Below are 23,421 nucleotides of genomic sequence, written 5' to 3' on the forward strand. Positions count from 1 at the left end.
ATTATAGTTTGTTGAGTGAAGTGGTCACTTTCTTCAAATTGCTGTTCGTTGCCCATTCTTGCAGGCGTTGCAAGAGTTGTTCGTTTGTAACTTTGCTGCGGTTGATGGTCAATAGTTCCAGATAGAGTTCGAGCAGTTGTTTGAGTCCGGTGACGGGTTTGTCGGGCAATCCGCTGATAAATACAGTGAGCAGTTCTTCCAGTTGGCGGTTGTGGAAAGCGCTTCGTTTGTACATGCTTTCGTACACTTGTGTGGTGAAGCGTTTTAACGGAGCAAGTTCCATGTTGATAAGCCGGGCCAGGATTTCTCCTACCCGGTGGTTGTTTATTCTTCCTGTGGAGAGTCCTTCTACCCATAACTCCGCTGCATAGGAACGGACTGTTTTGTCTACAAAAAGTAGCGAGCCGCTTAATAGGAGTAGACTCATTTCTTTGAGCTGGCAATGGAAAGACAACAACATGCGCAAGGCACAGGCAAGGGTACGTTTGCTGTCTTCCTGTGGACTGCCGAAAGCCATGTAATGGGAGATAATCTGGGCTATCAACGGTTCCGGACGGTTAGGGTAACAACACAATAGAGGTTCCATGTAGCGGGAGTCATCCATGTTGTATTTACTGTTAATAATCAGATGTTCCTGCCATAGCTGATGGCTGTTGCGTTCGATATATTTGTGCCATTTGTGAAAATCAAGTTGGAGCAGGCGTCTGTCCGTTTCGTATGAGTTTTCTTTGGGTTTCACTTCTTTCCACTCGTAGTCTCCTGTCAGATGGTTGTGTGGCAATGTGTTACAGGCGAAAGACTTGAATGCTTCAAATTCCGTCTCCGGTGCTTTTACCAGTCCGGCGGCTACCCAAGCGGTCGGATGGTTGTAGGGCGGTTCGGGTTGCGTGTTTTCGTCCAATAGGAACAGGCAGAGATGCAGGTACTCATCTTGTAACAGTTGCCGGGTGGTGACGATGGCTTCTTCTTTGTCTTCCAGAGCACAACGGGCAATAGCCAGTTGGAAATCCCACGAACAAGGTTTCTTTCCTGCTTCCTGATATACGGCAAGCCGGCGTATCAGTTCGGTGGCTTGTAGGTATGCCGGGGTATGGGTGGGAGTAGAAAGCAGAGGCAATGAATTTCCTCCTTTTATTTGGCGGATCACATTCAGCCATAACTGTTGGATAGGTATGAAACAGGTTGCGTTGCTGTAACCGGGTTTCCAGTCAGCAAGTCGTTTGAAGGAACGTTCGTCGTAAGCTCCCCTGTTTTTATCTATTCCTTTCAGTTTCTCTTCCAGCCGGGTGAACATGTTTCTCAAAACTCCTGTGTTGGAGTTGTCTGTCTGTGCCCATAAGCGTTGGTATTCCAACAGGAAAGTGGCAAGGAGATCTTCGTATGGTTCCCAACTATTGGCAACAATATTGGCTGCCCGTTGGAAAATAGGTTCCATCCGGTTGAGGTCTTCTTTATCCAGTTGGGGATGGAAAGCAATGATAGCGGCAATCGTTGTTTCTATCTCCCAGTTCTCCTCCATGTCGAACAAACGGCTAAGCTGAAACAGGAAATCTTCTTTGTTGGTAGGGAATGGAATACGGTTGTCTTCCCGGCAAATGTGGATGGCTTCCAGAGGTGGCTCTTCGGAGAGGAGGGAGTTTTCGGTACTATTTTCATCTGTACTATTTCTTTCTGTATTCTCTCCTTCTGTATGAAGAATGTCTTTTGTCACACTTGTATCTGTTGCATTTGCTTCTTCTGCAAGGTGTGGTTCTGTAGACTGTGAATCTATAGACTGTGGCTTGAAAGATGCGAGTATCGCTTGCACGCTTTGAAATATCTCCGGTTGATAAGACTGTAGTGTTTCTTGGAGATTGGACGAAGAGGCGTCCCCATATTTTGAAATAAAGTTGGCAGCTTTCTTTTGCAGGCTTTCGTCCTTCTTCAAGAATAGTTGGCAGAGAGTGATACAACAAGGCTCTTTCATCTCGGAATGTTGCGTAACGATCTTTTCAAAGATAGAGTAAATGGTTAATAGCGAGTTTTTGGGACTGGAGAAGAAAAGGATGGTTGCCCGTTCGATGAATTCCTGATAACGGAATCCTTCTTCGTCTGCAATGCTCTTCAACTGTTGCAACATTATATTTACCGGCTTGGTGTAGGAAGAAGTGAATGTTTGCATGATCTCTTCCTGTAAGGATAACAATTCTCCGGCGGTCGGTTGCAGCGTTTCAAAGAATCTGGCAAACCATCCTGCCATGTCTTTTTTGAAGCTCCGGTGAAAAGTGGCGAGGGTGGCTCTTAGTAGCTGTTCTCTATCCAGATGGCCGTCCAGTGAAAAGCGGTAGAGGGCCGCGCTGATACTTTCATCCCGTGTTGTGATTCCTTTTTTATAAGCATTTTTGGCACAATCATCCTGATAACCGATGATTGATTCGTGTTCGAAAAGCGTCCAGATGTGTTCTTTCAGTGTAATATCCCGTTTGAGTAGTAGTTCACTGTTGAAAGTATCGTCTCCTTTGGGATTCTTATTTCTGATGCGGGTAATCCAGGGGAGTACATGTGCAATACGGCTTGGAGCGATTTCTTTGAGGTAACCCATATCCATGAGCTGCATCAGTTCTTCGTAATTGAGATCGAAATTGAACCATGTTTTGTCATCGTTGATAAAGTCTGTCAGCCAGGCAGGGTTGTAAAGCGGGAGTAGTTTGCAAAGCATATCAAACTTCACATGATATGCCATATCCATCTCCCGTCTGTTGGCACATACAAACTGTACTGCCGATAGAAAATGTGCCCGTGCCGCACTACAGGTTGTCTCACTGCTGAAACCAGCGAACCTGCCTTTTATCCATTGCAATTCCCGGATAAGCGGCAGCAACTTCCGCCTGTCCTTCATTGGCAACTCCAATAATCTCTTGATAAAAGGGATTAATATTTTCTCTTCATTCTCCGGAGTATCCACATAGGCTTTGGATAACTTCTCCAGTTCTTTTTTTAGTTCTTCCATTGCGCTAGTTTCTTTACTGCCAAAATATGTTTGCAAGCTCCCCGTTCTCCCTGATTACTGCTGAACCAAGTGCAAGTGCAACGTTCTTTTTCGTTCTCCCTGTCCAGAATGACGGTATGCCTCACTCCTCCGCTTCCTGCAACACGGGCTTCCGTCCGGTTGCCATCATTCGCAATGATTTCTACTTTGTCTTCTTCCAGCAACTTTTCTGCAGCTATCATTCGCGGGTTGAGGCTCAAAATACGTTCGGTTTTGAAAGGCAGGCGGCGGTAGAAGAAACTGTTTTCATCCAAATCGAATCCCAGCAAACCCATTGCTGCCAATCGTGCCGAGAGAGAATCTACCTTATCCAGGTCAATATGCTCTTCTATGGCAAAAAGCGTAGGGTTGAACTGTTGGTTGGCGTAACTGTATTTATCCATCGCCTCTATCCATCTTTCAGGTACATCTTCGAGCAGAGATTCCAGTGCGGCACCTTCTCCGGAGAATCCTCTCCAACATTCGCGGGAAAGAGAAAGGCTGAAGCGGACCGGACCGAAATAGAGTTGCCAGATAGTAGATTGCATAGTAGGATGTGCAAATACTTTCAGTTCATCAGCAAACGGAAGCAAGGGTTCGAGTAAGCGCAAACGGTGGAGTCCTCCGATGCAGATGGCATTCATACTTTTCACCGGTGAAAAGGCCGGTTTTTGACCACGCATCACTAAATAATAGTCACATTTCACACTACTTTTCGGTAGTGTCTGGAAGAGTTGTAAGGTTTGTATGCGATTGAAGGAATAGACCTTTTCGGCAACGGATTGATAAATCTGTACCGTAGTCAGTCCCTTTATCCATTTTACGGGAAGAGGTACTTTTCGCTCTATCACCTTCTCACCTTTATTATAGAGTCCCACTTCTTTGGGGCCGACCGACATTACTACATTTTCTTGTCTGCCTATTCCTCCTAAAGCGGAAATCATTCCGGGATTAAAATCTACATTCGTTGTCCCGTTTTCCAAGAATTCTCCGTCGTGTCCATCAGGAAGTACATCGACCCTGGCGTATACACCTGCACAATTAGAAAATCCTTCAAAGCGCAGACGGTTATTTCCAGCTGTTACAATCGGATCTTTCAGCATTGTAAGTTGTGCCGGTGTCAGGTTGAAACTGGACTGCACAACATTGGATAACGCAATGAGGCAGCGTGCCGTCATATAAGGTTGCGTCAGCTTTCCCCAAAAGAAACAGGGGGCTTCTCTCTTTTCTATTTCGCTATATTTGGCAAGAAACAGTTCGTCCTGATCGGCCGACCGTTGCAATGTGGAAGGAGCTGCATATTGATAAGAAATAGTATCAGTCATAGATAATAAATTGGTATTTGGTTGTACATTGCCCAAATATAGAAATTAATTCTTACGTGAAAAAAGAAGTTGGAGAATTTACATCACTTTGGAATGTGTGATATTATAGAATATCACCGAAAGACTAATTTATGCCTCTTTTGTACTAAGTTATGAAATACAATTCTTTATAGTTGGGCACAATTTTTTATACATAAAACAATTATTCTTTATAACTATTCTTAAATCATGCGTTCCTTTTTACCAGAAAGTAATATTTTTGTTCCCATAAAAAGAATGTTTAAGCGACATATTCTAAATTAAGTCTTATGAATTTTTTAATATAAAAAGACAGCTGTTTGTGAAAATCGCTAATATTGTTTGTTTTGTTTGTGTTATCCCATTTTGAGTCAGGTGTGACTTCAAAATGGGATTTTTGCTATACCGGCCATTAAAACCACCTGAATACTATCAAAAATGACCTAAATTCTATCAACCGATAGATTTTCCCCTAAACAATGTCTGTTCTTCACCTGCCACATTTGTTGAAAACCCGTAAACTTGCAACATCAAAATTATAACAACGAATACTCACAATTTAAAAATAGCGTATATGAAAAGTTTAAGCTTCAGGAAAGATCTGATAGGAGTACAGGATGAATTACTCCGCTTCGCATACAAACTGACAACCGATCGTGAAGAAGCAAACGATTTGTTACAGGAAACCTCATTAAAAGCATTGGATAACGAAGACAAATATACCCCCGACACAAATTTTAAAGGATGGATGTATACTATAATGCGGAACATCTTTATTAATAATTACCGCAAAGTAGTGCGCGATCAGACATTTGTCGATCAGACTGAAAACCTCTATCATCTGAATCTGCCACAAGAGTCAGGTTTTGAAAGTACAGAAAGAGCTTACGATTTAAAGGAAATGCACCGCGTAGTCAATGCTCTGCCTAAAGAATACAGAGTTCCGTTTGCTATGCACGTTTCAGGATTCAAGTACCGTGAGATTGCAGAGAAGTTGAATCTTCCGTTAGGTACTGTAAAAAGCCGCATATTCTTTACCCGTCAGAAATTACAGGAAGAGTTGAAGGACTTCCGCTAAACGTTAACTATCATTTTTCAGTAGGTATCAATAGGTATAGGGCAAAAGGATCTTGTTTCCTTTTGCCTTTTTTGTTTTATGTATTGGAGGTATACCTGCTATGGGGATTTTTTCAGTAACTTTGTCGCTGGGTAATAGACTGTAAATAAAAAATATAGGTGTTATGATAAAAGCAATTATGCTCGATGTAGATGGAACATTGGTGAGTTTTGAAACTCATAAAATATTGCAATCTTCTGTTGAAGCTCTTAAGGAGATTCATGACCGTGGGATTCGAATAGTCATTGCTACCGGTAGAGCGGCAGGCGACCTTCATGAAATAGCTGCTGTTCCGTATGATGGAATTATTGCATTGAATGGAGCTGACTGTGTCTTACTGGATGGCACTGTGATAAGGAGACACCTTATTCCAAAGGATGATTTTAAGAAAGCCATGGAAATAGCAAAAGCTTTTGATTTCGCAGTTGCTATTGAACTGGATGAAGGCGTGTTTGTCAATCGGCTGACTCCGACTGTCGAACGGATTGCCAAAATCGTGGAACATCCCATCCCCGCCGTTGTAGACATTGGAGAACTATTTGACAGAAAAGAGTGTTGCCAGCTTTGTTTTTATATCGATGATGAAATGGAACAGCAAGTAATGCCGCTTCTGCCTAACCTTTCCTTATCACGCTGGCATCCCTTATTTGCTGATGTGAACCTTGCAGGAATCAGTAAGGCAACCGGACTTTCAGCTTTTGCCGATTATTATGGAATTGAGATGGCGGAAATAATGGCTTGCGGTGATGGCGGTAATGATATTCCTATGCTGAAAGTTGCCGGAATCGGGGTAGCTATGGGAAATGCATCGGAGACTGTCAAGGCGTCAGCCGATTTTGTTACTGATACCGTTGAGAATGACGGTTTGTGTAAGGCTTTGAAGCACTTTGGAATCATTTAGTATTGATATTCTTATTTCAATATGGAGCACTGTTCCTAATTTTGTAAATCTCATTATTCTGACCGTATAAAAGAAAAACTCCTGTAAGTGAAATACTTACAGGAATTTTTCGTGGGCCATCTTGGGCTTGAACCAAGGACCTCCAGATTATGAGTCTGTTGCTCTAACCAACTGAGCTAAAAGCCCGATGTATCCATTAACTGGATGCGGTGACAAAAGTAGTATTTTCCGTCGAATTATGCAAATTCTTTCGAGAAAAAACTGTAATCCTTTGCTTCTAGAACTTATATTTGCGCTTCGGATTCTTGGGGAACCATCCTTTTTGTACCCGTTCTTCCTGTTCGAAAACCTCTTTGATCGTCCAGAAGGAAGAAAACGCAAACACGCCTAATAAAGAAGATAAGATCACATTATCGATACTTAAGGAGGCAATCACACCGGCAATGCCGAGTACCAGGAATATCCACCAGCATTTTGTGCCCCAGTAATATTCGGCCTTTACCACGACGGGGTGAAAAAGGCCGATAATCAAAAAGGTACAGATTCCGATGAATAACCCTGCAAGGTGATATTCATTTAGAAACTCCATCACAATTATTTTTCAACGCGGATGGGAATCTCTTTCTTGATACTCTGTTCCAGAGAAATCAGAGTCTCGGTAGCTACTACACCTGGTATTTCTTGCATTTTGTTATTCAGCAAATCCATCAGATGTTCGTTGTCGCATGCATAAAGTTTTGTCAGCATTGTGTACGGGCCTGTAGTGAAATGACATTCCACTATTTCGGGAATCTTTTGTAATTCCGCTACGACAGATTTGTACATGGAGCCTTTTTCCAGCTTGATACCCACGTATGTACAAGTTCTGTAGCCCAATGATTTCGGGTTCACATGGTAACCAGAGCCTACAATGACACCTAGGTCAATCAGTCTTTGCACACGCTGATGGATAGCTGCGCGTGATACTCCACATTCGGCTGCTACGTCTTTAAAAGGGATGCGGGCATTCTGGGAGATAATCTCTAGGATTTGCCTGTCGAGGTTGTCTATTCTTTCCATAATAATAAATTGTAATTTCCTGTTGTTATCAAATAGTAAGCAAATATAGAGATTTATTTTAATTATTCTTCTTTTCGGAGAAAAAAAATAGGAAAAAGCAAAAAAAAGAGGCACAAACGTTTTGCGCCTCTTTCCTTTTTCTATTTAGAAAAGAACTTTCTTATTTCTTATCTTTTTCGATGCTCAACAGTTCAACTTCGAAAATCAAAGTAGAGAACGGTTTGATTTGGTTGCCAGATTCTCTTGCACCGTAAGCAAGTTCTTGCGGGATATAAAGTTCCCATTTAGAACCTACAGGCATCATAGTCAATGCTTCTGTCCAACCTTTGATTACTTGGTTAGCACGGAAAGTAGACGGTTCGTTACGTTTGTAAGAGCTGTCGAATTCTGTTCCGTCGATCAAAGTACCTTTGTAGTTCACTTTCACTTTGCAAGTGTCAGCAGGAATTTCACCTTTACCTTCAGTGATTACTTTGTATTGCAGACCGCTTGCAGTTGTTTTTACGCCGTCTTTAGTCTTGTTTTCAGCAAGGAATTTTTCGTTTTCAGCTTTATAGTCAGCATATTTTTCTTCCAAAGCTTTTGCTTTGATAGTTTCCATAGCTGTACGAGTATATTCTTGAGCTGCTTCCATAGTCATTACGCCGCCTTTTTCCAAAGTACCTGCGATGAAACCTGCCATGAAGTTTTCTTTGCTGATAGTTTTAGTAGAGTCTGTACCAAACAATTCTTGGTTGATACCTTTCATCATCTGGTTGCTGATTTGCTGACCGATTTGCAGACCTGCCATGTAAGCGATGTCTTTTTTGCTAGTCTTGTTTGCGCCTTCGTTCAAACCTTTGATGAATTCTGCCATGTAAGTAGTATCAACATCCAGACGACCTGTCAGATAGCCTTTCAGACCTTGAGTCTGAGCCATACCGATAGAATACGACAGTGAGTCGATGTCTGTTTTCAGATTTGCTTTAGGAGCTTGAGCTGTACAAGAAGCAAGGCTTGCTGCAGCGGCGATTGCCATAAAAATACTAACTTTTTTCATTTTGCTTTGAAATTTTTTATTTATAATACTTCGAGTAATTCTACTTCAAAAATGAGTGTGCTGTGAGGAGGAATCATTTCTCCGGCACCTCTTGCGCCATAAGCGAGTTCTGACGGAATATACAGTTTCCATTTGGAACCTTCCGGCATCAGCTGCAAAGCTTCCACCCATCCCGGGATTACTTGGTTGACGCCGAATACAGCCGGTTCTCCGCGTTGGATAGAGCTGTCGAACAGTGTACCGTCGATCAATGTACCTTCATAGTGGCATCTTACCTGATCGGTAGCTTTCGGCTTTTTACCTGTACCTTCTTTGATGATTTCATATTGTAGTCCGCTGGGAAGGACAACTACGCCCGGTCCTTTTTTGTTTTCTTCGAGGAATGCCTGTCCCTGCTCAATAGCAACGGCACCCATCTTAGATTCCAATTCTTCGAAATATTTGTTCACTATTTCGCGGGCTTCATTGTGGCTGATAGCCGTCTGATTACCTTCTAATACATCTTTGATTGCTTGTGCGAAATCATCTACCGCAAGGTTTCCGATTCCCATGCTTGATAAGTTTTGACCAATTCCGAGGCCAATAGAGTAACTGAATTTATCCATATAATGTTTTTTGTTGGCGATTGAAATGTATCACCTTCATGGTTTTAGCTTTCAATCAATTGCAAATTTATGAAACGCAAAAGTACGTGTTTTATTTGAATGATTTAGCATTTGCTATTTAAAAATTCTTATATCTGTGAAAGTTAATCGCTTTTCTTTAAAGAATTAGTTCTTTTGTTGGCGGGATTTAATCTGCTTATTCTTATTGTGTAAGTTAGTTTATGCAGATAATTAATCGTCTAACTATAGTTTTCTTTTCGTCTGACTATAGTCAGATGAAAGAATAACTATAGTCAGATGAAAGTTTAACTATAGTCAGATGAATAAATATTAGTATGTTTGATGTTAACTACCTATATCTTTCATCTTAAAGTTCTGCATAAATCGGATTAGATTAAGCGTAAGAAAGTCTTCTTTTATTCGATGATTCTGATTACATTTGTGTGGCTATTAAAAAAGAAGGAGGAATAGTAATGAAAAATCTGGTAGTTTTGACGGGTGCCGGTATGAGTGCCGAGAGTGGGATCAGTACATTTCGGGATGCGGGCGGTTTGTGGGATAAATATCCTGTGGAGCAGGTGGCTACTCCTGAAGGTTATCAGCGGGACCCGGCTCTGGTGATTAATTTCTATAATGAACGCCGGAAACAGTTGTTGGAGGTGAAACCGAACCGTGGGCATGAATTGTTGGCGGAACTGGAGAAAAGTTTCCATGTAACGGTGGTGACGCAGAATGTAGATAATCTGCATGAACGCGCCGGAAGTAGCCACATTATTCATCTGCATGGCGAACTGACAAAAGTATGTTCCAGCAGAGATCCATATAATCCTCAATTTATAAAAGAGCTGAAACCGGAAGAATATGAAGTGAAGATGGGAGACAAGGCCGGTGACGGCACTCAATTACGACCTTTCATTGTATGGTTTGGAGAAGCTGTGCCGGAAATTGAAACAGCTATCCGCTATGTGGAGAAAGCGGATATTTTCGTCATTATCGGTACATCGCTTAATGTATATCCTGCGGCGGGGCTGCTTCATTATGTACCGAGAGGAGCAGAGGTGTATCTGATTGATCCGAAACCGGTAGATACGCATACTTCCCGTTCGATACATGTAATTCAGAAGGGAGCTTCTGAAGGAATGGGTGAATTGAAACAATTGTTGGGAGTTTGAGACTTCTTTCCCTCCGTTTTATTCCAGTTCGCTGGCAAAAATATGATTATTCCGGAGTACTTCCGATATTTCGAGTGCAGTGATACCACTGCACTCGATTCTTAATATTTTCTCCCAGTCCTCAAAGTCCACATTCCATTTGTCTATTTGAGGGAACTCTGCCAAAAGTTTTCCTATGCGTTTGATGTCACATCTTTTGGTGATAGAAGTTCGAAAAATCAGAATCTTATTTTCTTTTTCCATATTCTTTAGCGTTTTATTTTAGTGAGCGGAACTCCCGGATCGTCATACTGAAATGCAGCCTGAAATTGCGACTTAACAGCGAAAGGCTGCTAAAGCCGCAAAGGGCGGCAATTTCGGTGGCGGAAAGTTCCTTGTTTTGTTTTAATAATAGGGCTGCTTTTTCAATCCGGGTGCGTTTGATATAATCCGTAGGCGTTTCGCCGGTCAGGATTGTAAATACGCGGTGGAAGTGGAAAGGAGAAAAGCATGCGATACCCGCCATTTTCTGTAATGATAACGGCTGGTCAATGTTTTGATGGATATAGTCGGTCACTTTGTTGATCCGTAACTGATATTCTTCCTTATTTATATCTTTCGTTTCCATATCTTCTGCAAAATAAAGGATAATAAATGCCGGAGAGTTATCCTATCTTGCTAACTTCTCCGGCAGATAGTCAATTATCTTTTTTTTCCTATATAGAATACATAGCCGTAGTATTCTTTATACTTATTATATAGGTTCTCTTCGTGTCGTTGACCGGCGATGAGGTCTGCGGCAGCTTCATTTCCTGCATATTCCTTCAGAAAGGCTTCCTGAACCGGGAATTGGGGAGCATAGAAATGCTCGGTCCAGCAATTTTCCGGTAAGATGAAATGGGCTGTCGGGATATATCCGGCTTTCTCCATTTGTGCTATTTTTCTCGGAATCGTATCGATTTCCGGGTAATTAGCCATCCAGAAGTCGTCTATTTCGGAGGGGCGTTCCGGGGTGAACCAGGATGCTTCCGTTACAGCGATGAATCCGTTCTTTTTCAGGAACTTATTCCATTCATTCATGCCGCGTTCGAATCCTATATTATAGATAGCTCCTTCGGACCAGATCAGATCGAGTTCTTCCTCTTGAAACGGCAAAGCGTCCATAGAACCGACAATGCCTTTTACTCTGTCTTCGCAATGGGCTTCTATTGCATTTCTGTTGAATATTTCGATGAAGTCGGGGAAAAGATCGATGCCTGTAATTTGCCCTTTCGTATAGTTGGCTAATGCCATTGTCTGCCCGCCTGTGCCACAGCCAATATCGGCTATTCTGGCATTGTCAGACAGTTCGTTGGTGAAACTTAAGGCTTTTTGTGTGACTTCAGGGCTTCCCGGACCTTGACGTTTTAGTCCTTTGAAGTAATTACATATCAGTGTAAAATCGAATTCGTGGATTGTTTTTAATTCGTTACTCATTGTTTTTTAATGTTTTAGCAGTACGGTAAATGAAGGCATGTGACGATGCTTGTGACCATTTGACCATACAAATAGTTTAAAATTTAGATATAGAAAATAACTCTGACAAGAATATGTCAGAAAACATAAGGGATAATCTGTAATGAGAGGAAGGCTTACAGATTATTTACAGAACGGAATCCTTATGGAATGAAAATGAGTTAAACATCCAATTTTTCTTTTAGTTTGTGACAAAGATAGGATTTTAGGTGTAAAACTCAATGATAACTTTGATGAAAAAATACTGTAAACCTGCATTTTAGCAAGAATCGTCAAATAGAGACCCGTTTGTCTGTCCGGTTGTATGGATGAGATTGACTGCCCAAATTGATTGAAACTACCTATTTTTGAATTACATTTGCAGGATATTAGATACAAATCTCTCATTTAATGTATAATACCGATGAAAAGCAAATTATTACTCGCATGTACCATTCTGTTTTTCTGTTCCTCTTTTCTGTGCGGACAGAATCAAACATCTAAAGTTGCAAACTCTGCTGAAACGAATAATGGAGCTGTCCGGCATCCGTGGCAAGGAAAAAGAGTGGGATATTTAGGAGACTCTATTACAGATCCCAACTGCTATGGTGACAAAATAAAGAAATACTGGGATTTCCTGCAGGAATGGCTGGGGATTACTCCTTATGTATATGGTATCAGCGGCAGACAATGGAATGATGTGCCCCGTCAGGCCGAGAAACTAAAGCAGGAACACGGTGGAGAAGTGGATGCTATCTTGATTCTGATGGGTACGAATGATTTTAATGACGGTGTGCCTATCGGAGAGTGGTTTACGGAAACAGAAGAACAGGTGATGGCAGCCCGCGGACAGGTCAAAAAGCTGGAAACCCGCAAGAAACGTACGCCTATAATGGATGGAAACACGTATAAAGGACGTATCAACATCGGAATCCACAGGCTGAAACAACTGTTTCCGGATAAGCAGATTGTACTATTAACCCCGTTGCACCGCTCACTGGCGGATTTTGGAGAGAAGAACGTGCAACCGGATGAAAACTATCAGAATAGTTGTGGTGAATATGTGGATGCCTACGTGCAGGCCGTCAAGGAAGCCGGTAATGTGTGGGGAGTGCCCGTAATTGATTTTAATGCGGTAACCGGGCTGAACCCGATGGTGGAAGAGCAACTGATTTACTTCTACGACGCAGGATATGACCGTTTACATCCTAGTACAAAGGGGCAGATACGTATGGCACGTACGCTGATGTACCAGTTGCTTGCGTTGCCTGCAACATTTTAAAGAGAACCAGCTTTACCGGTGAATCACCGCACGGATCACAAACCATATATGATGTGCTACGGTGCCAATCAACCCGTAGTGCTTTGCCATGATGCGAAATCTCTCTTTCAGGGAGGCTTTCTGATTGCGGGTAGTCATTCCTTCATCCAGATAATCGATAATCGTCAGATGGGTATTGTGTAAGGTGCGCGCTTTCTTCATAATACGGATGCACCAGTCGAAATCGGCAGAAAAACGATATTTCAAGTTGTAGGGCTCTACCAGCGTATGACGGGGAAAGAATGCCTGATGGCAGACTAACATACCCTGTTTGAAACTTTTCCAGGTAAGCGTTTCGGGAGCGGACAATCTGCGCATCCGCAGGAAATGCCTGTCCTGGTCTACGATAGCGGTTTCTCCGTAAAGCACATCGGGCAGTTCGCTGCCGTTGATGGTATGCACCATTTGTTGTAGTGTGTCGTCCTCGTGAAAACAGTCGCCCGCGTTCAGGAAACAGAGATAATCGCCGCTGGCAAGGGCGATGCCTTTATTCATGGCGTCATACAGCCCTTTGTCCGGTTCGCTGACAACGGTGTGTATGTGCGGGCGGTAGCGGTTGATAATAGAAATGGTTCCATCCTTGGAAGCTCCATCTACGATGATGTATTCTATATGATGATAGGTTTGTGAAATGACACTCTGAATCGTGTCTTCCAATACCTTTTCAGCATTGTACGTCACCGTAATGATAGAGAACTTGGGAGTAGGATGGACACTATGCATATTTCCCCGTTATTTTATTGTAGACATCTGTATATTTCTTTGCGACGATGCTCTCCGAATAATTGCCCAAGACCTTGCGGCAGGCTTGTGCGGAGAGTTCATCGTATTCCGGTTCCGTCAATATCCAATGTATGCCGTTGGCAAAATCTTCTGAAGATTTGTATTGTGCCACATAACCGTTGTGCAGATGATCGATCATTTCGGGGATACCTCCTACATTAAAGCCGACACAGGGTACTCCGCAGGCCATTGCTTCCATAATCATGTTAGGAAGATTCTCTTCCAGAGACGGGATGGCGAAGAGGTCTACGGCATTGTAGATATTTACTATCTCATGCTCATTCTTGATGTAAGGGAGCGGGTAGACATGGAAAGGAAGCTGCTCCTGCAATTGCTGTGACTGGTTGCCGAATACGACTACCCCCAGTGACTCTTTCCATTCCGGATGCTTTTCTGCCAGCAGTTTGCAGGCTTCAATGAGATAGTCGACCCCTTTTCGTTTATCGGTGATCTTTAATGAGCCGAACAAAACTAGTTTCTTACCTTCCGGCAACATGAATTTGGCACGCGCTTCCTTCTTGTTCATGGGTTTGAACAAGTTGGTATTAATAGCGTTCGGAATATTGGTCACGCTTTTCCCTTCAAATAATGCACTGGTCTGGGCTTGTTCCTTCAGCCAATGGCTGCACGTGACGAAATGAATGGGAGCGTAGCTGTATAACTTTTGTTTTTTGCGGAACGTGCGATAGGATAAATCCTTTCGTCCCCCGCCTTTGTAGATGTACGGACAGTCGTGACATTCCTGCTGATAGTTGTTGCACTCCCGTGCGTAATGGCAGATGCCGGTGCATGGCCACATATCGTGCATGGTCCAGACTACGGGTTTGCCGGAGGTCAGTATCTTTCGTATATCGTTCAGTGAGAGCATTCCCTGGTTGATCCAATGCAGATGGATCACGTCGGCCTGGCGGAATTCCGGGAGTGAGGTGATGTCTGTACCTGTGTTGGCGATGTCTACGTCAAACAAATGGTAACGCCGGAAACGGTTGGCACTCCAGATCACAATCCGTTCCCACATGAACTTCCACACTTGCAACCAGTTACTTTTTAAGCGGACAACACTGATTTGGTCGGTCTGTTTGTCACGTACCAGCATTTTGGCTTTGATGCCGTTGTTTTTCAGTGACTCCATCAACCGGCTTGCTGCGATGGCTGCTCCTCCTATTCGTTCAGATGTATTTATAATCAGGACTCTCATGGGCAAAAGTTTATGCAAATGTACGGTTTTTAGAGGAAATGTTTGATATTTCCAGCAAGCTTTCTGCTATTTCGCGTGAAAAGATTTCGAGGTTGAAACGTTCTTCCGCCAGTTTGCGGGCATTCTCTCCCATGCGCCGTGCCTCTTCGGGGTGGTCGGCGATGTAGCGGATAGCGTCTATCCAGCCTTGTACGTCGTTATATTCTACGGTGATGCCTATTCCTTCCTTGTCGATGTCTATTTCGAAGTTGGGGTTGCGCGAACAGATGACGGGGATGCCGAGGGCGAATGCTTCCACGAGCGTGGTCAGTCCTACGGTATAGGGGAAGTCCAGGCAGCAGATCACGATACAACTTTTGCGTGCCACCAGTTTCCCCAGTTCGTAGGGAATCACTCCGTCGGTATAATGGATGCGAATGGAGTCGGGCAATGGATACGGGTCGATGATCTTTTTATAGTTGATGTTACCGCATGAGACGGCAATGTACAAATCCAGTTTCTCGTTCGTTGCGGCAAATGCCTGGAGCAAGGTGTCTACGTCCCGGTTTTCTTTGCCGGTGGAGATAAATCCTTCGGGCTTCCGGTCGGGCATTTCTGCAAGCAGGTGGTCGTAGAAAGGAAGATCCGGTCCCCAATGGATGAGTTTCAGTTTGTGGGACGGTGCTTTCCGGGTTTTCTGCGAGTCCTGAATCAGTTTCCGACTGAACAGGAACATTTGGTCTATACCTTTGTAGAAAAGGCGGGAGATTTGTTCGCGCCACGGTTTGGGATTGGTCACGACTGCCGTATGATGCCAGATCACGATGGGTTTGCGATACAGTCCCAGGGCACGGAGGAAGATGACGGGCTCTATACCCCGGAAAGAGGTGGCGTAGAGGACGTCGTATTTCTCCTTGCAGAAGAGAATCTCTTTGGTGGCGTAAAGCATGAGTTTCAGACGGCCGGAGAAATATTTGCATTTGTGCATCACCGAGTGTATTCCGTAATTCTCCAGTAAAGGAAGTCCGTATAAAATGTGTCCGGGGAATTTATATTCTTTCCATTCCTCGTAGCTTTCCCGTGTGAGGCGGGTATGGTAAAAATAAATAGTAAGCAACTTATTTAGTGGTGCTTGTTTCTTTTCAGCCATTTGTTGATTCGGTTTTTGACAGCTTTCGTAATGATGGAGAAATTGCCGTATTTCAGGTTGAGGAACAGTTCTTCGAACGAACGTCCGATCTTGATCCACGGATGATCCCAGCCCATGATGCGGTAAACGCTCTCTTTGTAGGCAACGTTTTCGATGACGTAGCGGGGATGTTTCAGTGGAAAATCCACCCCATAGCGCTTCATCGTGAAGATGCGGCGGTAACCTTTGGGCAGGGTATGAATCGAGCCGGCGAAATGGGTGGAATCTGCCGTTGCTCCCAAGTTATTAATCATGTTGCGGGTAGGCACGATGCTTAGCCCGGAGTTGAACAGTATGGAGGCGTGGAAGATCGTTTCATAAAAGGCTTTCTGCTGTTCCCGGTGACGCTGGCACATGTAGATAAAGTCGCTCCGGAATTTGCGTTCCTTGATAAGCTGTTCCAGTTGTTGCATATTGAAGGAGTCGTCCAGGAAGTTGTAGAACTCATCCCATTGGTCGACTACCCGTTTCCAGCTTGCCCATCCCCAGATAGAGAAGGTGGTGGTAAAGAAATAGTCATAGGGCATATCTTGGGTGATTTCTTCGGGGTTAAATCCGGCAATCATGCTGATGCGGGTGTCATATTCGTATTTATCCAGCATCTCCTTGCAGAATTGGAAAAAGGAGACGGCGGGCACATCGTCGTCTTCCAATACGATGCACTTGTCGACTTTCGAAAAGGCCCATTTCTGCGAAATGTACTCCGAAGGGTCGCAGCCGAAATTCTTTTCCTGATAAAGCCGTTCTACTTCACATTCCCAGTCTATCTGTGATACGATTTCACGGCAGGCTTCTATTCCGGGCAGGTCACGTTCGTTTCGTGCTCCGTCCTGATAGAGGAAGAGGCGGGACGGACGCGCTTTCTTCACTTGCTCGAACACTTGCGACAACTGTTGCGGGCGGTTGAAGAACAGGATAAGTACCGGGACGTCTACTAAAGCGGATTTCATATTCATAGTTCTTGTTTTGGGGTTGTACTGAATGACAGGGCGGCAGGATAGTGGTTGTTCACTTTTTCCTGCTCTTCTTCTGTAAATCGATGCAGGGTTGGATAGTTGTAACGCAAAAATCCTTCCAGGTCGTCGGGGGCGGTCACTGTGAGAGGGCCGAATTTCACGGGTTGCAGGTGGCGGATGCTTTCTACGGTTACGTGGTCGGCAGTGGCCATTACGTTGTTATAGTAACGGGTGTTTCGTGAGTTGAAACAGCTTTGAACTGACACCAGCATGCGGTAGATTGCTTTTTTAGAGAAAAGTAGGTCGACTACCCTGTTCAGGAAACAGGAGAAGGCTCCCCGGTTCGTGGGGTTCTCTATTTCACATGTACCGAAGTGTTTCCACATCCATATCTCTTTTCCCATCAGGCAGCATTTGAGGAAGCCGAGTGCTTCGGATTGTATTCTTCGCAGCAGCTTGTTGTCGGGAATCTTGTCGAATGGGAATATATCGACAAAAATGCCCGGATGCATCGGGACATTCTTGAACATTTCTTCTACAAAAAGGGTGTCGTTTTTCTTGACTTTGGCAAAATAATACGGGGTATGAGGGTCTGTCTCTATCCATGAAAGGAAGTAGGAAGGACCCAGTTCCCCGGGAGCTACTTTCAGAAATTTGTTGTAGTTCTCCCGCGTCATGCCTATGTCAATATCATCATCCCAGGGGAGAATCGCCTGGTCGTAGAGTGCACCGATTGCCGTGCCGCCAATCACAAAATAGGGAATGTTGTGCTTCTGACACACCCGGATGGTTTCTCCCAATATGTCGTAGAGTTCGGTATGTAATAAATCAAGCTCTTCGGCTGTATATTTCTTGTTCATCGGAAATGGTTAATGCACGTTGTATTGCAAATGTAGTAATTATATTGCTAAGTTACTATAACTTTAAGTTTCCTTGCATAAATTCGGTGGCCACTCGCCCGCGTCCCGGAATGGGGAGAACGGATGCTTGCGGAAAGTCCTTGAGCAGACAGTCTGCCGGATTGATCTCCGGATAGAACTTCTTCAACAGGAACAGGCTGGGACCGGTGGTGATACTTCCTATAAAGACGGAAGCATCCATCAATAGCTGTATCGAACAGAGGAAACGTGCCATTTGTTTCTGTTTCAGCTCTTTGGCGGTCTGCGTGAAGGCACTGTTGACGTATCCTTGCTCGTTGGGGCTGCAAAGGGTGTACCAGTGTATGTCCGGGGCAAGGGTTTGCACTTGCTCGAAGAGACGGTAGTCGTCGGTCAGTACAAAGACGTCGCGGATGGCTGTTTTTTCTTTGATGAGGCGTATGTAGTGTTCCGGTGGCAGCAGGTTGGTTTCGGTTATCTTGTCTCCTCCGCGTATCTGGCATCCTGCGTATTGAGGCGGAAGTTGCAGGGTGGTGGCAAATTGGCGACATTCCTGTGCGGTGGTGTCGTTGAGTTTCCAGGTGATTTCCGTCAGCTTTTGGAAGGTGTGGAGGTAGTCACCGTCTATTCCCAGTTCGGGGATATGGAAATGCTGGTTGGGGTTGAACGTCACTTGGAAGTTGAGTCGGATCGGTTTACCATACGTGAAGAAAGCAAGGGCTTTTCCGATGATGTTCTTGCAGGTTACTTTCAGTTTCCATTTCAGTAACTTCGTTTTAGATAGTTTTTTGTCTTGCATCAATGCTTGCCATGAAGGCAGGCGATGGGTGTTGTAGGTGTGGTGAAACGGTTCGTGCACTTGCTCGCAGAAAGGTGCGAAACAGTCTTCCCAGCCCTTTTTCCATCCGAAGTTGGCGTCGTCGGAGTAAAGCTTGAACTGTATTTTGTGTTGCAGGCAATAGAGCATTGCATGGAGCATATAGGTGTATTCGGTAAAGAATCCGGCGTCTATACCTATGTGATAGATCATCGTCTTTTTGAAAGAACTGTTCAGAAGGCGGTATTTAGTGGCAAGATCATTAGGGTTCATGTGGCTTCTTTTTGATGAAATACTGGATGCTTTCTTTAAAGGTGACCGAACGGCTGCCCCACATGGCGGCTACGTAGAGTGCTGCTGCGAGCACTATCTTGCTTGCCAGGCGGAGATAAATATTCTCGATGGAACGGGTGGAGTAATAGGTGATTACCATGACGGTGGTGGCAATGACAGCGTATGGAAGTATGTCTATCAGTGCATGGCGTAGCTTTAGTCCGATTTCTTGCCATACGAAGTAGTGCCACGTCAGTAGCCACAGTATATTGGTGGATACATAGACGGCGAGCATGGCATAGATCCCGTGTGAATGGACTAACAGAACGCCTGACAGTAGAATAATGCCGAGCGCTATGGTGTTCCACATATAGATGCGGGATTTTCCTTTGCTGATGATGAGTTGCTGATAGAGGTATGCAATGGGAGTGAAGGCTCCGCTGATACACAGAATCTGCATGATGGGTATGCTGGAATACCACTTGTCGGTGATGGTGATGGTAATCAGTTCTTCTGATACGATTCCCAGTCCGAGCATGGCGGGAAACGAGACGAAAGCGGTGAAACGCAGCATTTTGCGGAATACCCGTTTTTGCCGTTCAAGGTCGTCCGACACTTTGGTGAGTACCGGTTGCGCCACTCCGTTTATCATGCCGGATATAAAGAGCTGTCCCATGCCGCACCATTTATTGGCCTGGTTGTAATATCCTACTTCCTTTTCGGTGTAGAACTTACCCAGTATCACAGAGAACAGGTTGTTGTTGATGTGATTGAATACATTGGTTACCAATAGCTTTCCGCTGAATCCGAACATTTCCTTAATCGGGGTGAAATTGAATTGCAAGCTCGGTCGCCAACGGGTGAAATGCCAATAACAGGCTGTGTTGACGGCTACATAAACGATGCTTTGCGTGGCAATACCCCAATAAGAGAAACCGAAGTAGGCAAGAATGACTCCGGTGATTCCGGATACGGTAAGTCCGATAACGGAAGACAGGGCCCGCTGTTTCACCATCAGGTTTCGCAGAAGATAGGCACTGTGGGATATTCCCAGGCTGGCTATGAAGAATCCGATGAAGGAATAACGTGCCAGTGGTGTCAGTTCGGGAGTATGGTAAAAATCGGCAATGAGCGGTGCGCACAGGAATAACAGCAGATACAAGGACAAGCTGATGGCCGCATTGAACCAGAAGACAGCATTGTAATCGTTGTGTGTCACTTCCTTCTTGTTGACAAGGGCGGCTGTGAAACCGCTCTCCTGTATCGAACTGGCAATGAGGGAGAAGATAGCCAACATTCCCACCATTCCGTAGTCTGCCGGAGTGAGCAACCGTGCGAGGAATATTCCGAAAAGCAGGTTTAACAACTGCTGTATGCCGTTGCTGAATCCTCCCCAAAATAGTCCTTTGGCTGTTTTTTCTTTTAGTGACTGATTCTCGCTCATGTTATTTGCAAAGAATACATGAAAAGGCTATGCGCAATGATAGCTTTTCATGTATTCCCTATTTAAGTTTTATTATTTTACTTCGCTACCCGGCTTCACCTCACGTCCCGGCATGATAACTGCCAGACTGCCGTCGTTGTTTTCGGCACTTAGAATCATGCCTTCGCTGATGATGCCTTTCAGTTTGCGCGGAGCAAGGTTGGCGATGAAGCAAACCTGTTTGCCTACCAGTTCTTCCGGTTGATAATGCTTGGCAATGCCCGATACGATGGTACGTGTTTCCAGTCCGTCGTCGATTTTGAATTGCAGCAATTTATCCGCTTTCGGCACTTTCTGACATTCAAGAATGGTACCTACACGGATATCCAGTTTCGTGAAGTCGTCGAATTCGATGTTCGGACGGATTGGATTAGCCTTGTAATTGGCTTCTTCGTTTGCTTTCTTTGTATCGAGCAATTTTTGTACTTGTGCTTCGATAGTAGCGTCTTCAATCTTTTCGAACAATAATTCCGGTTTGTTCAACTGGTGACCTACAGGGAGAAGGTTGTCACGTCCCAATTCAGACCATTCGAAAGTATCCATGTTCAGCATTTTGCGGAGTTTTTCCGAGCTGAACGGCAGGAACGGGTCGAAAGCGATGGCAAGGTTGGCAACCAGTTGCAGGGAGATGTTGAGGATGGTACCTACACGCTCCATATCTGTTTTTGCCAGTTTCCACGGTTCGGTGTCGGCCAGGTATTTGTTGCCGATACGTGCCAGGTTCATGGCTTCTTTCTGTGCGTCGCGGAATTTGAATACGTCGAGCAGTTTTTCCACTTCTGCTTTTACGTCTGCAAATTCTTTCAGTGTTTCCTTGTCGTAGTCGGTCAGTTCACCTTGTGCAGGTACGCGCCCGTCGAAGTATTTTTGAGTCAATACCATTGCACGGTTCACGAAGTTGCCGTATACGGCTACCAGTTCGTTGTTATTGCGTGCCTGGAAGTCTTTCCAGGTGAAGTCGTTGTCTTTTGTTTCCGGTGCGTTGGCGGTCAGTACGTAGCGGAGTACGTCCTGTTTGCCGGGGAAGTCCGCCAGGTATTCGTGCAACCATACAGCCCAGTTGCGGGAAGTGGAGATTTTGTCTCCTTCGAGGTTAAGGAATTCGTTGCTCGGCACGTTGTCCGGCAGGATATAGCTGCCTTCTGCTTTCAGCATGGCGGGGAATACGATGCAGTGGAACACGATGTTGTCTTTTCCGATGAAATGGATCAGGCGGGTTTCAGGATCTTTCCACCAGGTTTCCCAGCTGTCGGGGAGAAGTTCTTTGGTGTTGGATATGTAGCCGATAGGTGCGTCAAACCATACATAAAGCACTTTTCCTTCTGCTCCTTCTACGGGAACAGGGATACCCCAGTCGAGGTCACGGCTCACGGCACGTGGTTGCAGTCCCATGTCGAGCCAGCTTTTGCATTGGCCGTATACGTTGGGACGCCATTCTTTGTGATCTTCCAGAATCCATTTGCGCAGCCATCCTTCGTGCTTGTCGAGAGGAAGATACCAGTGTTTGGTTTCTTTCATCACCGGTTTGCTGCCGCTGATAGCACTTTTCGGGTTGATAAGATCCGTAGGAGAAAGTGAGGTTCCGCATTTTTCGCATTGGTCGCCGTAAGCGCCTTCGGAATGGCAGTGGGGACATTCTCCAGTGATATAACGGTCGGCAAGGAATGTTTTTGCTTCCTCGTCGTAATATTGTTCAGACGTTTTCTCGATGAATTCGCCTTTATCGTATAATGTTTTGAAGAAATCCGAAGCCAATTGGTGATGCGTCGGTGAAGTGGTGCGGCTATACACGTCGAATGAGATACCGAATTCTTCGAATGATTTTTTTATCAGCGAATGATAACGGTCTACTACATCCTGCGGAGTAATTCCTTCTTTCTTGGCACGAATCGTGATAGGTACCCCGTGCTCGTCCGAACCTCCGATGAATAATACATCTTCTTTTTTCAGACGCAGATAACGCACATAAATGTCTGCTGGTACGTATACACCAGCCAAGTGACCGATATGGACAGGACCGTTCGCATACGGCAGTGCCGATGTGACGGTGGTTCTTTTGAATTTCTTTTCCATTATATAGTGTGATTTTTGTTGTTTTCAACTTTGTAATGTGCAAAGATAATGACTTTTCACCACAGATTACACGGATTAACACAGATTATTTCATTGAAAAGTGGTCACAGAATGAAACAGGAACGTTTCGTAATAAAAAAACAGGTAAAAAGAAAGTGTTTTACCCTGATATAAGTTGGCTAGAAAATAGCCAATTTGTATCGGGGTATTTTTATATTTTCTATTATGTTCTATTTTTAAGATTGAAACAGATTAGGAGTATCTAAACTGTATTCTAATAAAAGAAGTGACGTATAAAATACTGTATGAATATGCGGAATAAGTCATCTTTCTTGAATACAAATGAGTGAATATTCATGATTGTTGATAGAATCATGAATCATTTCTTTTAAAGGAAGACTTCGTTCCTTTTAAAGAAACGGTTTATTGGTCAGTGTGAAGTGCTTCCTTGCTTTTAAACGAAAGGACAAAAGGGTATTTAGAATACTTGTTTTGTGCTGGTTGCTGTCGAATAGGTAACATGTGAGTTGTTTCTATTTGAACTTATATTTGCAATAATCTGCTCCTGAAATTAGGAATTTTGCCTTTTTGATGTTGAATCGAATGATTTAAAGTCTGTTTTGTGTGAATATGGATTATGCAACTTGCTTATCCTTCAAGTTTTCCAATATACTCCGGACTCATCTTGTATATTTTTGATTCTGTATGAGTTTTATGTCCATTTTTTCTGCATAAAGTAATATTCTGTTCTAATG

Annotated in this window: 21 protein-coding genes and 1 tRNA gene; 4 read left to right on the forward strand and 18 right to left on the reverse strand. The window is 44.1% G+C overall.

Annotation, left to right across the window (positions count from 1 at the left end; genetic code table 11):
* Position 1: 1 nt before the first annotated feature.
* Both HMPREF0106_RS22565 and HMPREF0106_RS22560 read right to left on the reverse strand, forming a co-directional pair.
* Positions 2-2,989 carry a DUF6493 family protein gene (locus tag HMPREF0106_RS22565; protein WP_009038872.1) on the reverse strand — a complete coding sequence of 996 codons (2,988 nt, stop codon included), beginning with the start codon at positions 2,987-2,989 and terminating at the stop codon, positions 2-4.
* Entirely contained in the window at positions 2,977-4,332 is a 1,356-nt protein-coding gene (locus tag HMPREF0106_RS22560; RefSeq protein ID WP_004296609.1) for an SWIM zinc finger family protein, read from the reverse strand. Before HMPREF0106_RS22560 ends, HMPREF0106_RS22565 begins: the two co-directional genes overlap by 13 nt.
* Before the next feature lie 592 nt (positions 4,333-4,924).
* On the opposite strand from HMPREF0106_RS22560, the gene HMPREF0106_RS22555 reads away from it, so the two are divergent.
* Entirely contained in the window at positions 4,925-5,428 is a 504-nt protein-coding gene (locus tag HMPREF0106_RS22555; RefSeq protein ID WP_004296608.1) for an RNA polymerase sigma factor, read from the forward strand.
* Between the two features lie 163 nt (positions 5,429-5,591).
* Positions 5,592-6,368: a Cof-type HAD-IIB family hydrolase gene (locus HMPREF0106_RS22550; RefSeq protein ID WP_009038873.1), complete on the forward strand. Its 777-nt coding sequence runs from the start codon at positions 5,592-5,594 to the stop codon at positions 6,366-6,368.
* A gap of 112 nt (positions 6,369-6,480) precedes the next feature.
* Here HMPREF0106_RS22550 and HMPREF0106_RS22545 read toward each other — a convergent pair.
* The 5 genes from HMPREF0106_RS22545 to HMPREF0106_RS22525 form a co-directional block, all read right to left on the reverse strand.
* Positions 6,481-6,554: transfer RNA gene (locus HMPREF0106_RS22545), tRNA-Ile, on the reverse strand.
* A gap of 91 nt (positions 6,555-6,645) precedes the next feature.
* Complete coding sequence (locus HMPREF0106_RS22540; RefSeq protein WP_004296605.1) at positions 6,646-6,957, reverse strand: DUF4491 family protein; 312 nt, start codon at positions 6,955-6,957, stop codon at positions 6,646-6,648.
* Positions 6,958-6,962: 5 nt separating this feature from the next.
* Complete coding sequence (locus HMPREF0106_RS22535) at positions 6,963-7,427, reverse strand: Lrp/AsnC family transcriptional regulator (protein ID WP_004302580.1); 465 nt, start codon at positions 7,425-7,427, stop codon at positions 6,963-6,965.
* Positions 7,428-7,587: 160 nt separating this feature from the next.
* On the reverse strand, positions 7,588-8,466 hold the full coding sequence (locus HMPREF0106_RS22530; RefSeq protein ID WP_004296603.1) for an FKBP-type peptidyl-prolyl cis-trans isomerase: 879 nt from the start codon (positions 8,464-8,466) through the stop codon (positions 7,588-7,590).
* Between the two features lie 20 nt (positions 8,467-8,486).
* Positions 8,487-9,071, reverse strand: coding sequence for an FKBP-type peptidyl-prolyl cis-trans isomerase (locus HMPREF0106_RS22525; protein ID WP_004296602.1), 585 nt, complete (start codon positions 9,069-9,071; stop codon positions 8,487-8,489).
* 473 nt (positions 9,072-9,544) lie between these two features.
* Here HMPREF0106_RS22525 and HMPREF0106_RS22520 point away from each other — a divergent pair, with 473 nt between their 5' ends.
* Positions 9,545-10,243 carry an SIR2 family NAD-dependent protein deacylase gene (locus HMPREF0106_RS22520; RefSeq protein ID WP_008023339.1) on the forward strand — a complete coding sequence of 233 codons (699 nt, stop codon included), beginning with the start codon at positions 9,545-9,547 and terminating at the stop codon, positions 10,241-10,243.
* 18 nt (positions 10,244-10,261) lie between these two features.
* On the opposite strand, the gene HMPREF0106_RS22515 is transcribed toward HMPREF0106_RS22520, so the two are convergent.
* The 3 genes from HMPREF0106_RS22515 to HMPREF0106_RS22505 form a co-directional block, all read right to left on the reverse strand.
* Positions 10,262-10,486, reverse strand: coding sequence for a hypothetical protein (locus HMPREF0106_RS22515; RefSeq protein ID WP_004296600.1), 225 nt, complete (start codon positions 10,484-10,486; stop codon positions 10,262-10,264).
* Positions 10,487-10,499: 13 nt separating this feature from the next.
* Complete coding sequence (locus HMPREF0106_RS22510; protein WP_004296599.1) at positions 10,500-10,850, reverse strand: helix-turn-helix domain-containing protein; 351 nt, start codon at positions 10,848-10,850, stop codon at positions 10,500-10,502.
* A gap of 74 nt (positions 10,851-10,924) precedes the next feature.
* Positions 10,925-11,698: a class I SAM-dependent methyltransferase gene (locus HMPREF0106_RS22505; protein WP_004296598.1), complete on the reverse strand. Its 774-nt coding sequence runs from the start codon at positions 11,696-11,698 to the stop codon at positions 10,925-10,927.
* Between the two features lie 442 nt (positions 11,699-12,140).
* Between HMPREF0106_RS22505 and HMPREF0106_RS22500 the strand changes: the two genes are divergently transcribed.
* A complete protein-coding gene (locus tag HMPREF0106_RS22500) occupies positions 12,141-12,998 on the forward strand; it encodes an SGNH/GDSL hydrolase family protein (protein ID WP_004296597.1) in 858 nt (285 codons plus the stop codon).
* Between the two features lie 12 nt (positions 12,999-13,010).
* Here the strand turns inward: HMPREF0106_RS22500 and HMPREF0106_RS22495 are convergent, their stop codons facing one another.
* From HMPREF0106_RS22495 to metG, 8 genes are all read right to left on the reverse strand, one after another.
* Complete coding sequence (locus tag HMPREF0106_RS22495) at positions 13,011-13,760, reverse strand: glycosyltransferase family 2 protein (RefSeq protein ID WP_009038874.1); 750 nt, start codon at positions 13,758-13,760, stop codon at positions 13,011-13,013.
* Positions 13,753-15,018, reverse strand: coding sequence for a glycosyltransferase family 4 protein (locus HMPREF0106_RS22490; protein WP_009038875.1), 1,266 nt, complete (start codon positions 15,016-15,018; stop codon positions 13,753-13,755). Before HMPREF0106_RS22490 ends, HMPREF0106_RS22495 begins: the two co-directional genes overlap by 8 nt.
* Before the next feature lie 10 nt (positions 15,019-15,028).
* On the reverse strand, positions 15,029-16,147 hold the full coding sequence (locus HMPREF0106_RS22485; RefSeq protein ID WP_009038876.1) for a glycosyltransferase family 4 protein: 1,119 nt from the start codon (positions 16,145-16,147) through the stop codon (positions 15,029-15,031).
* Positions 16,120-17,142, reverse strand: coding sequence for a hypothetical protein (locus HMPREF0106_RS22480; protein WP_009038877.1), 1,023 nt, complete (start codon positions 17,140-17,142; stop codon positions 16,120-16,122). Before HMPREF0106_RS22480 ends, HMPREF0106_RS22485 begins: the two co-directional genes overlap by 28 nt.
* On the reverse strand, positions 17,139-18,002 hold the full coding sequence (locus HMPREF0106_RS22475) for a phosphorylcholine transferase LicD (protein WP_004296592.1): 864 nt from the start codon (positions 18,000-18,002) through the stop codon (positions 17,139-17,141). Before HMPREF0106_RS22475 ends, HMPREF0106_RS22480 begins: the two co-directional genes overlap by 4 nt.
* 55 nt (positions 18,003-18,057) lie before the next feature.
* A complete protein-coding gene (locus HMPREF0106_RS22470) occupies positions 18,058-19,110 on the reverse strand; it encodes a hypothetical protein (RefSeq protein WP_004296591.1) in 1,053 nt (350 codons plus the stop codon).
* Positions 19,100-20,554, reverse strand: a complete 1,455-nt coding sequence (locus HMPREF0106_RS22465; RefSeq protein WP_004296590.1) for a lipopolysaccharide biosynthesis protein — start codon at positions 20,552-20,554, stop codon at positions 19,100-19,102. The genes HMPREF0106_RS22470 and HMPREF0106_RS22465 overlap by 11 nt, the downstream gene beginning before the upstream one ends.
* A 72-nt stretch (positions 20,555-20,626) precedes the next feature.
* Positions 20,627-22,666: a methionine--tRNA ligase gene (gene metG, locus HMPREF0106_RS22460; RefSeq protein ID WP_004296589.1), complete on the reverse strand. Its 2,040-nt coding sequence runs from the start codon at positions 22,664-22,666 to the stop codon at positions 20,627-20,629.
* Positions 22,667-23,421 lie beyond the last annotated feature (755 nt).

Origin of the sequence: Bacteroides sp. D22, assembly GCF_000163675.1 — a bacterium.
GTDB lineage: Bacteria > Bacteroidota > Bacteroidia > Bacteroidales > Bacteroidaceae > Bacteroides > Bacteroides xylanisolvens.

Bases quoted from the DNA above. Each gene is read 5' to 3' on its own strand.
- HMPREF0106_RS22500 (WP_004296597.1), top strand. From the start codon at position 12,141: ATGAAAAGCAAATTATTACTCGCATGTACCATTCTGTTTTTCTGTTCC.
- HMPREF0106_RS22480 (WP_009038877.1), bottom strand. From the start codon at position 17,142: ATGAATATGAAATCCGCTTTAGTAGACGTCCCGGTACTTATCCTGTTC.
- HMPREF0106_RS22515 (WP_004296600.1), bottom strand. From the start codon at position 10,486: ATGGAAAAAGAAAATAAGATTCTGATTTTTCGAACTTCTATCACCAAA.
- HMPREF0106_RS22475 (WP_004296592.1), bottom strand. From the start codon at position 18,002: ATGAACAAGAAATATACAGCCGAAGAGCTTGATTTATTACATACCGAA.
- metG (WP_004296589.1), bottom strand. From the start codon at position 22,666: ATGGAAAAGAAATTCAAAAGAACCACCGTCACATCGGCACTGCCGTAT.
- HMPREF0106_RS22510 (WP_004296599.1), bottom strand. From the start codon at position 10,850: ATGGAAACGAAAGATATAAATAAGGAAGAATATCAGTTACGGATCAAC.
- HMPREF0106_RS22520 (WP_008023339.1), top strand. From the start codon at position 9,545: ATGAAAAATCTGGTAGTTTTGACGGGTGCCGGTATGAGTGCCGAGAGT.
- HMPREF0106_RS22565 (WP_009038872.1), bottom strand. From the start codon at position 2,989: ATGGAAGAACTAAAAAAAGAACTGGAGAAGTTATCCAAAGCCTATGTG.
- HMPREF0106_RS22490 (WP_009038875.1), bottom strand. From the start codon at position 15,018: ATGAGAGTCCTGATTATAAATACATCTGAACGAATAGGAGGAGCAGCC.
- HMPREF0106_RS22495 (WP_009038874.1), bottom strand. From the start codon at position 13,760: ATGCATAGTGTCCATCCTACTCCCAAGTTCTCTATCATTACGGTGACG.
- HMPREF0106_RS22560 (WP_004296609.1), bottom strand. From the start codon at position 4,332: ATGACTGATACTATTTCTTATCAATATGCAGCTCCTTCCACATTGCAA.
- HMPREF0106_RS22550 (WP_009038873.1), top strand. From the start codon at position 5,592: ATGATAAAAGCAATTATGCTCGATGTAGATGGAACATTGGTGAGTTTT.
- HMPREF0106_RS22525 (WP_004296602.1), bottom strand. From the start codon at position 9,071: ATGGATAAATTCAGTTACTCTATTGGCCTCGGAATTGGTCAAAACTTA.
- HMPREF0106_RS22540 (WP_004296605.1), bottom strand. From the start codon at position 6,957: ATGGAGTTTCTAAATGAATATCACCTTGCAGGGTTATTCATCGGAATC.
- HMPREF0106_RS22555 (WP_004296608.1), top strand. From the start codon at position 4,925: ATGAAAAGTTTAAGCTTCAGGAAAGATCTGATAGGAGTACAGGATGAA.
- HMPREF0106_RS22485 (WP_009038876.1), bottom strand. From the start codon at position 16,147: ATGGCTGAAAAGAAACAAGCACCACTAAATAAGTTGCTTACTATTTAT.
- HMPREF0106_RS22535 (WP_004302580.1), bottom strand. From the start codon at position 7,427: ATGGAAAGAATAGACAACCTCGACAGGCAAATCCTAGAGATTATCTCC.
- HMPREF0106_RS22465 (WP_004296590.1), bottom strand. From the start codon at position 20,554: ATGAGCGAGAATCAGTCACTAAAAGAAAAAACAGCCAAAGGACTATTT.
- HMPREF0106_RS22505 (WP_004296598.1), bottom strand. From the start codon at position 11,698: ATGAGTAACGAATTAAAAACAATCCACGAATTCGATTTTACACTGATA.
- HMPREF0106_RS22470 (WP_004296591.1), bottom strand. From the start codon at position 19,110: ATGAACCCTAATGATCTTGCCACTAAATACCGCCTTCTGAACAGTTCT.
- HMPREF0106_RS22530 (WP_004296603.1), bottom strand. From the start codon at position 8,466: ATGAAAAAAGTTAGTATTTTTATGGCAATCGCCGCTGCAGCAAGCCTT.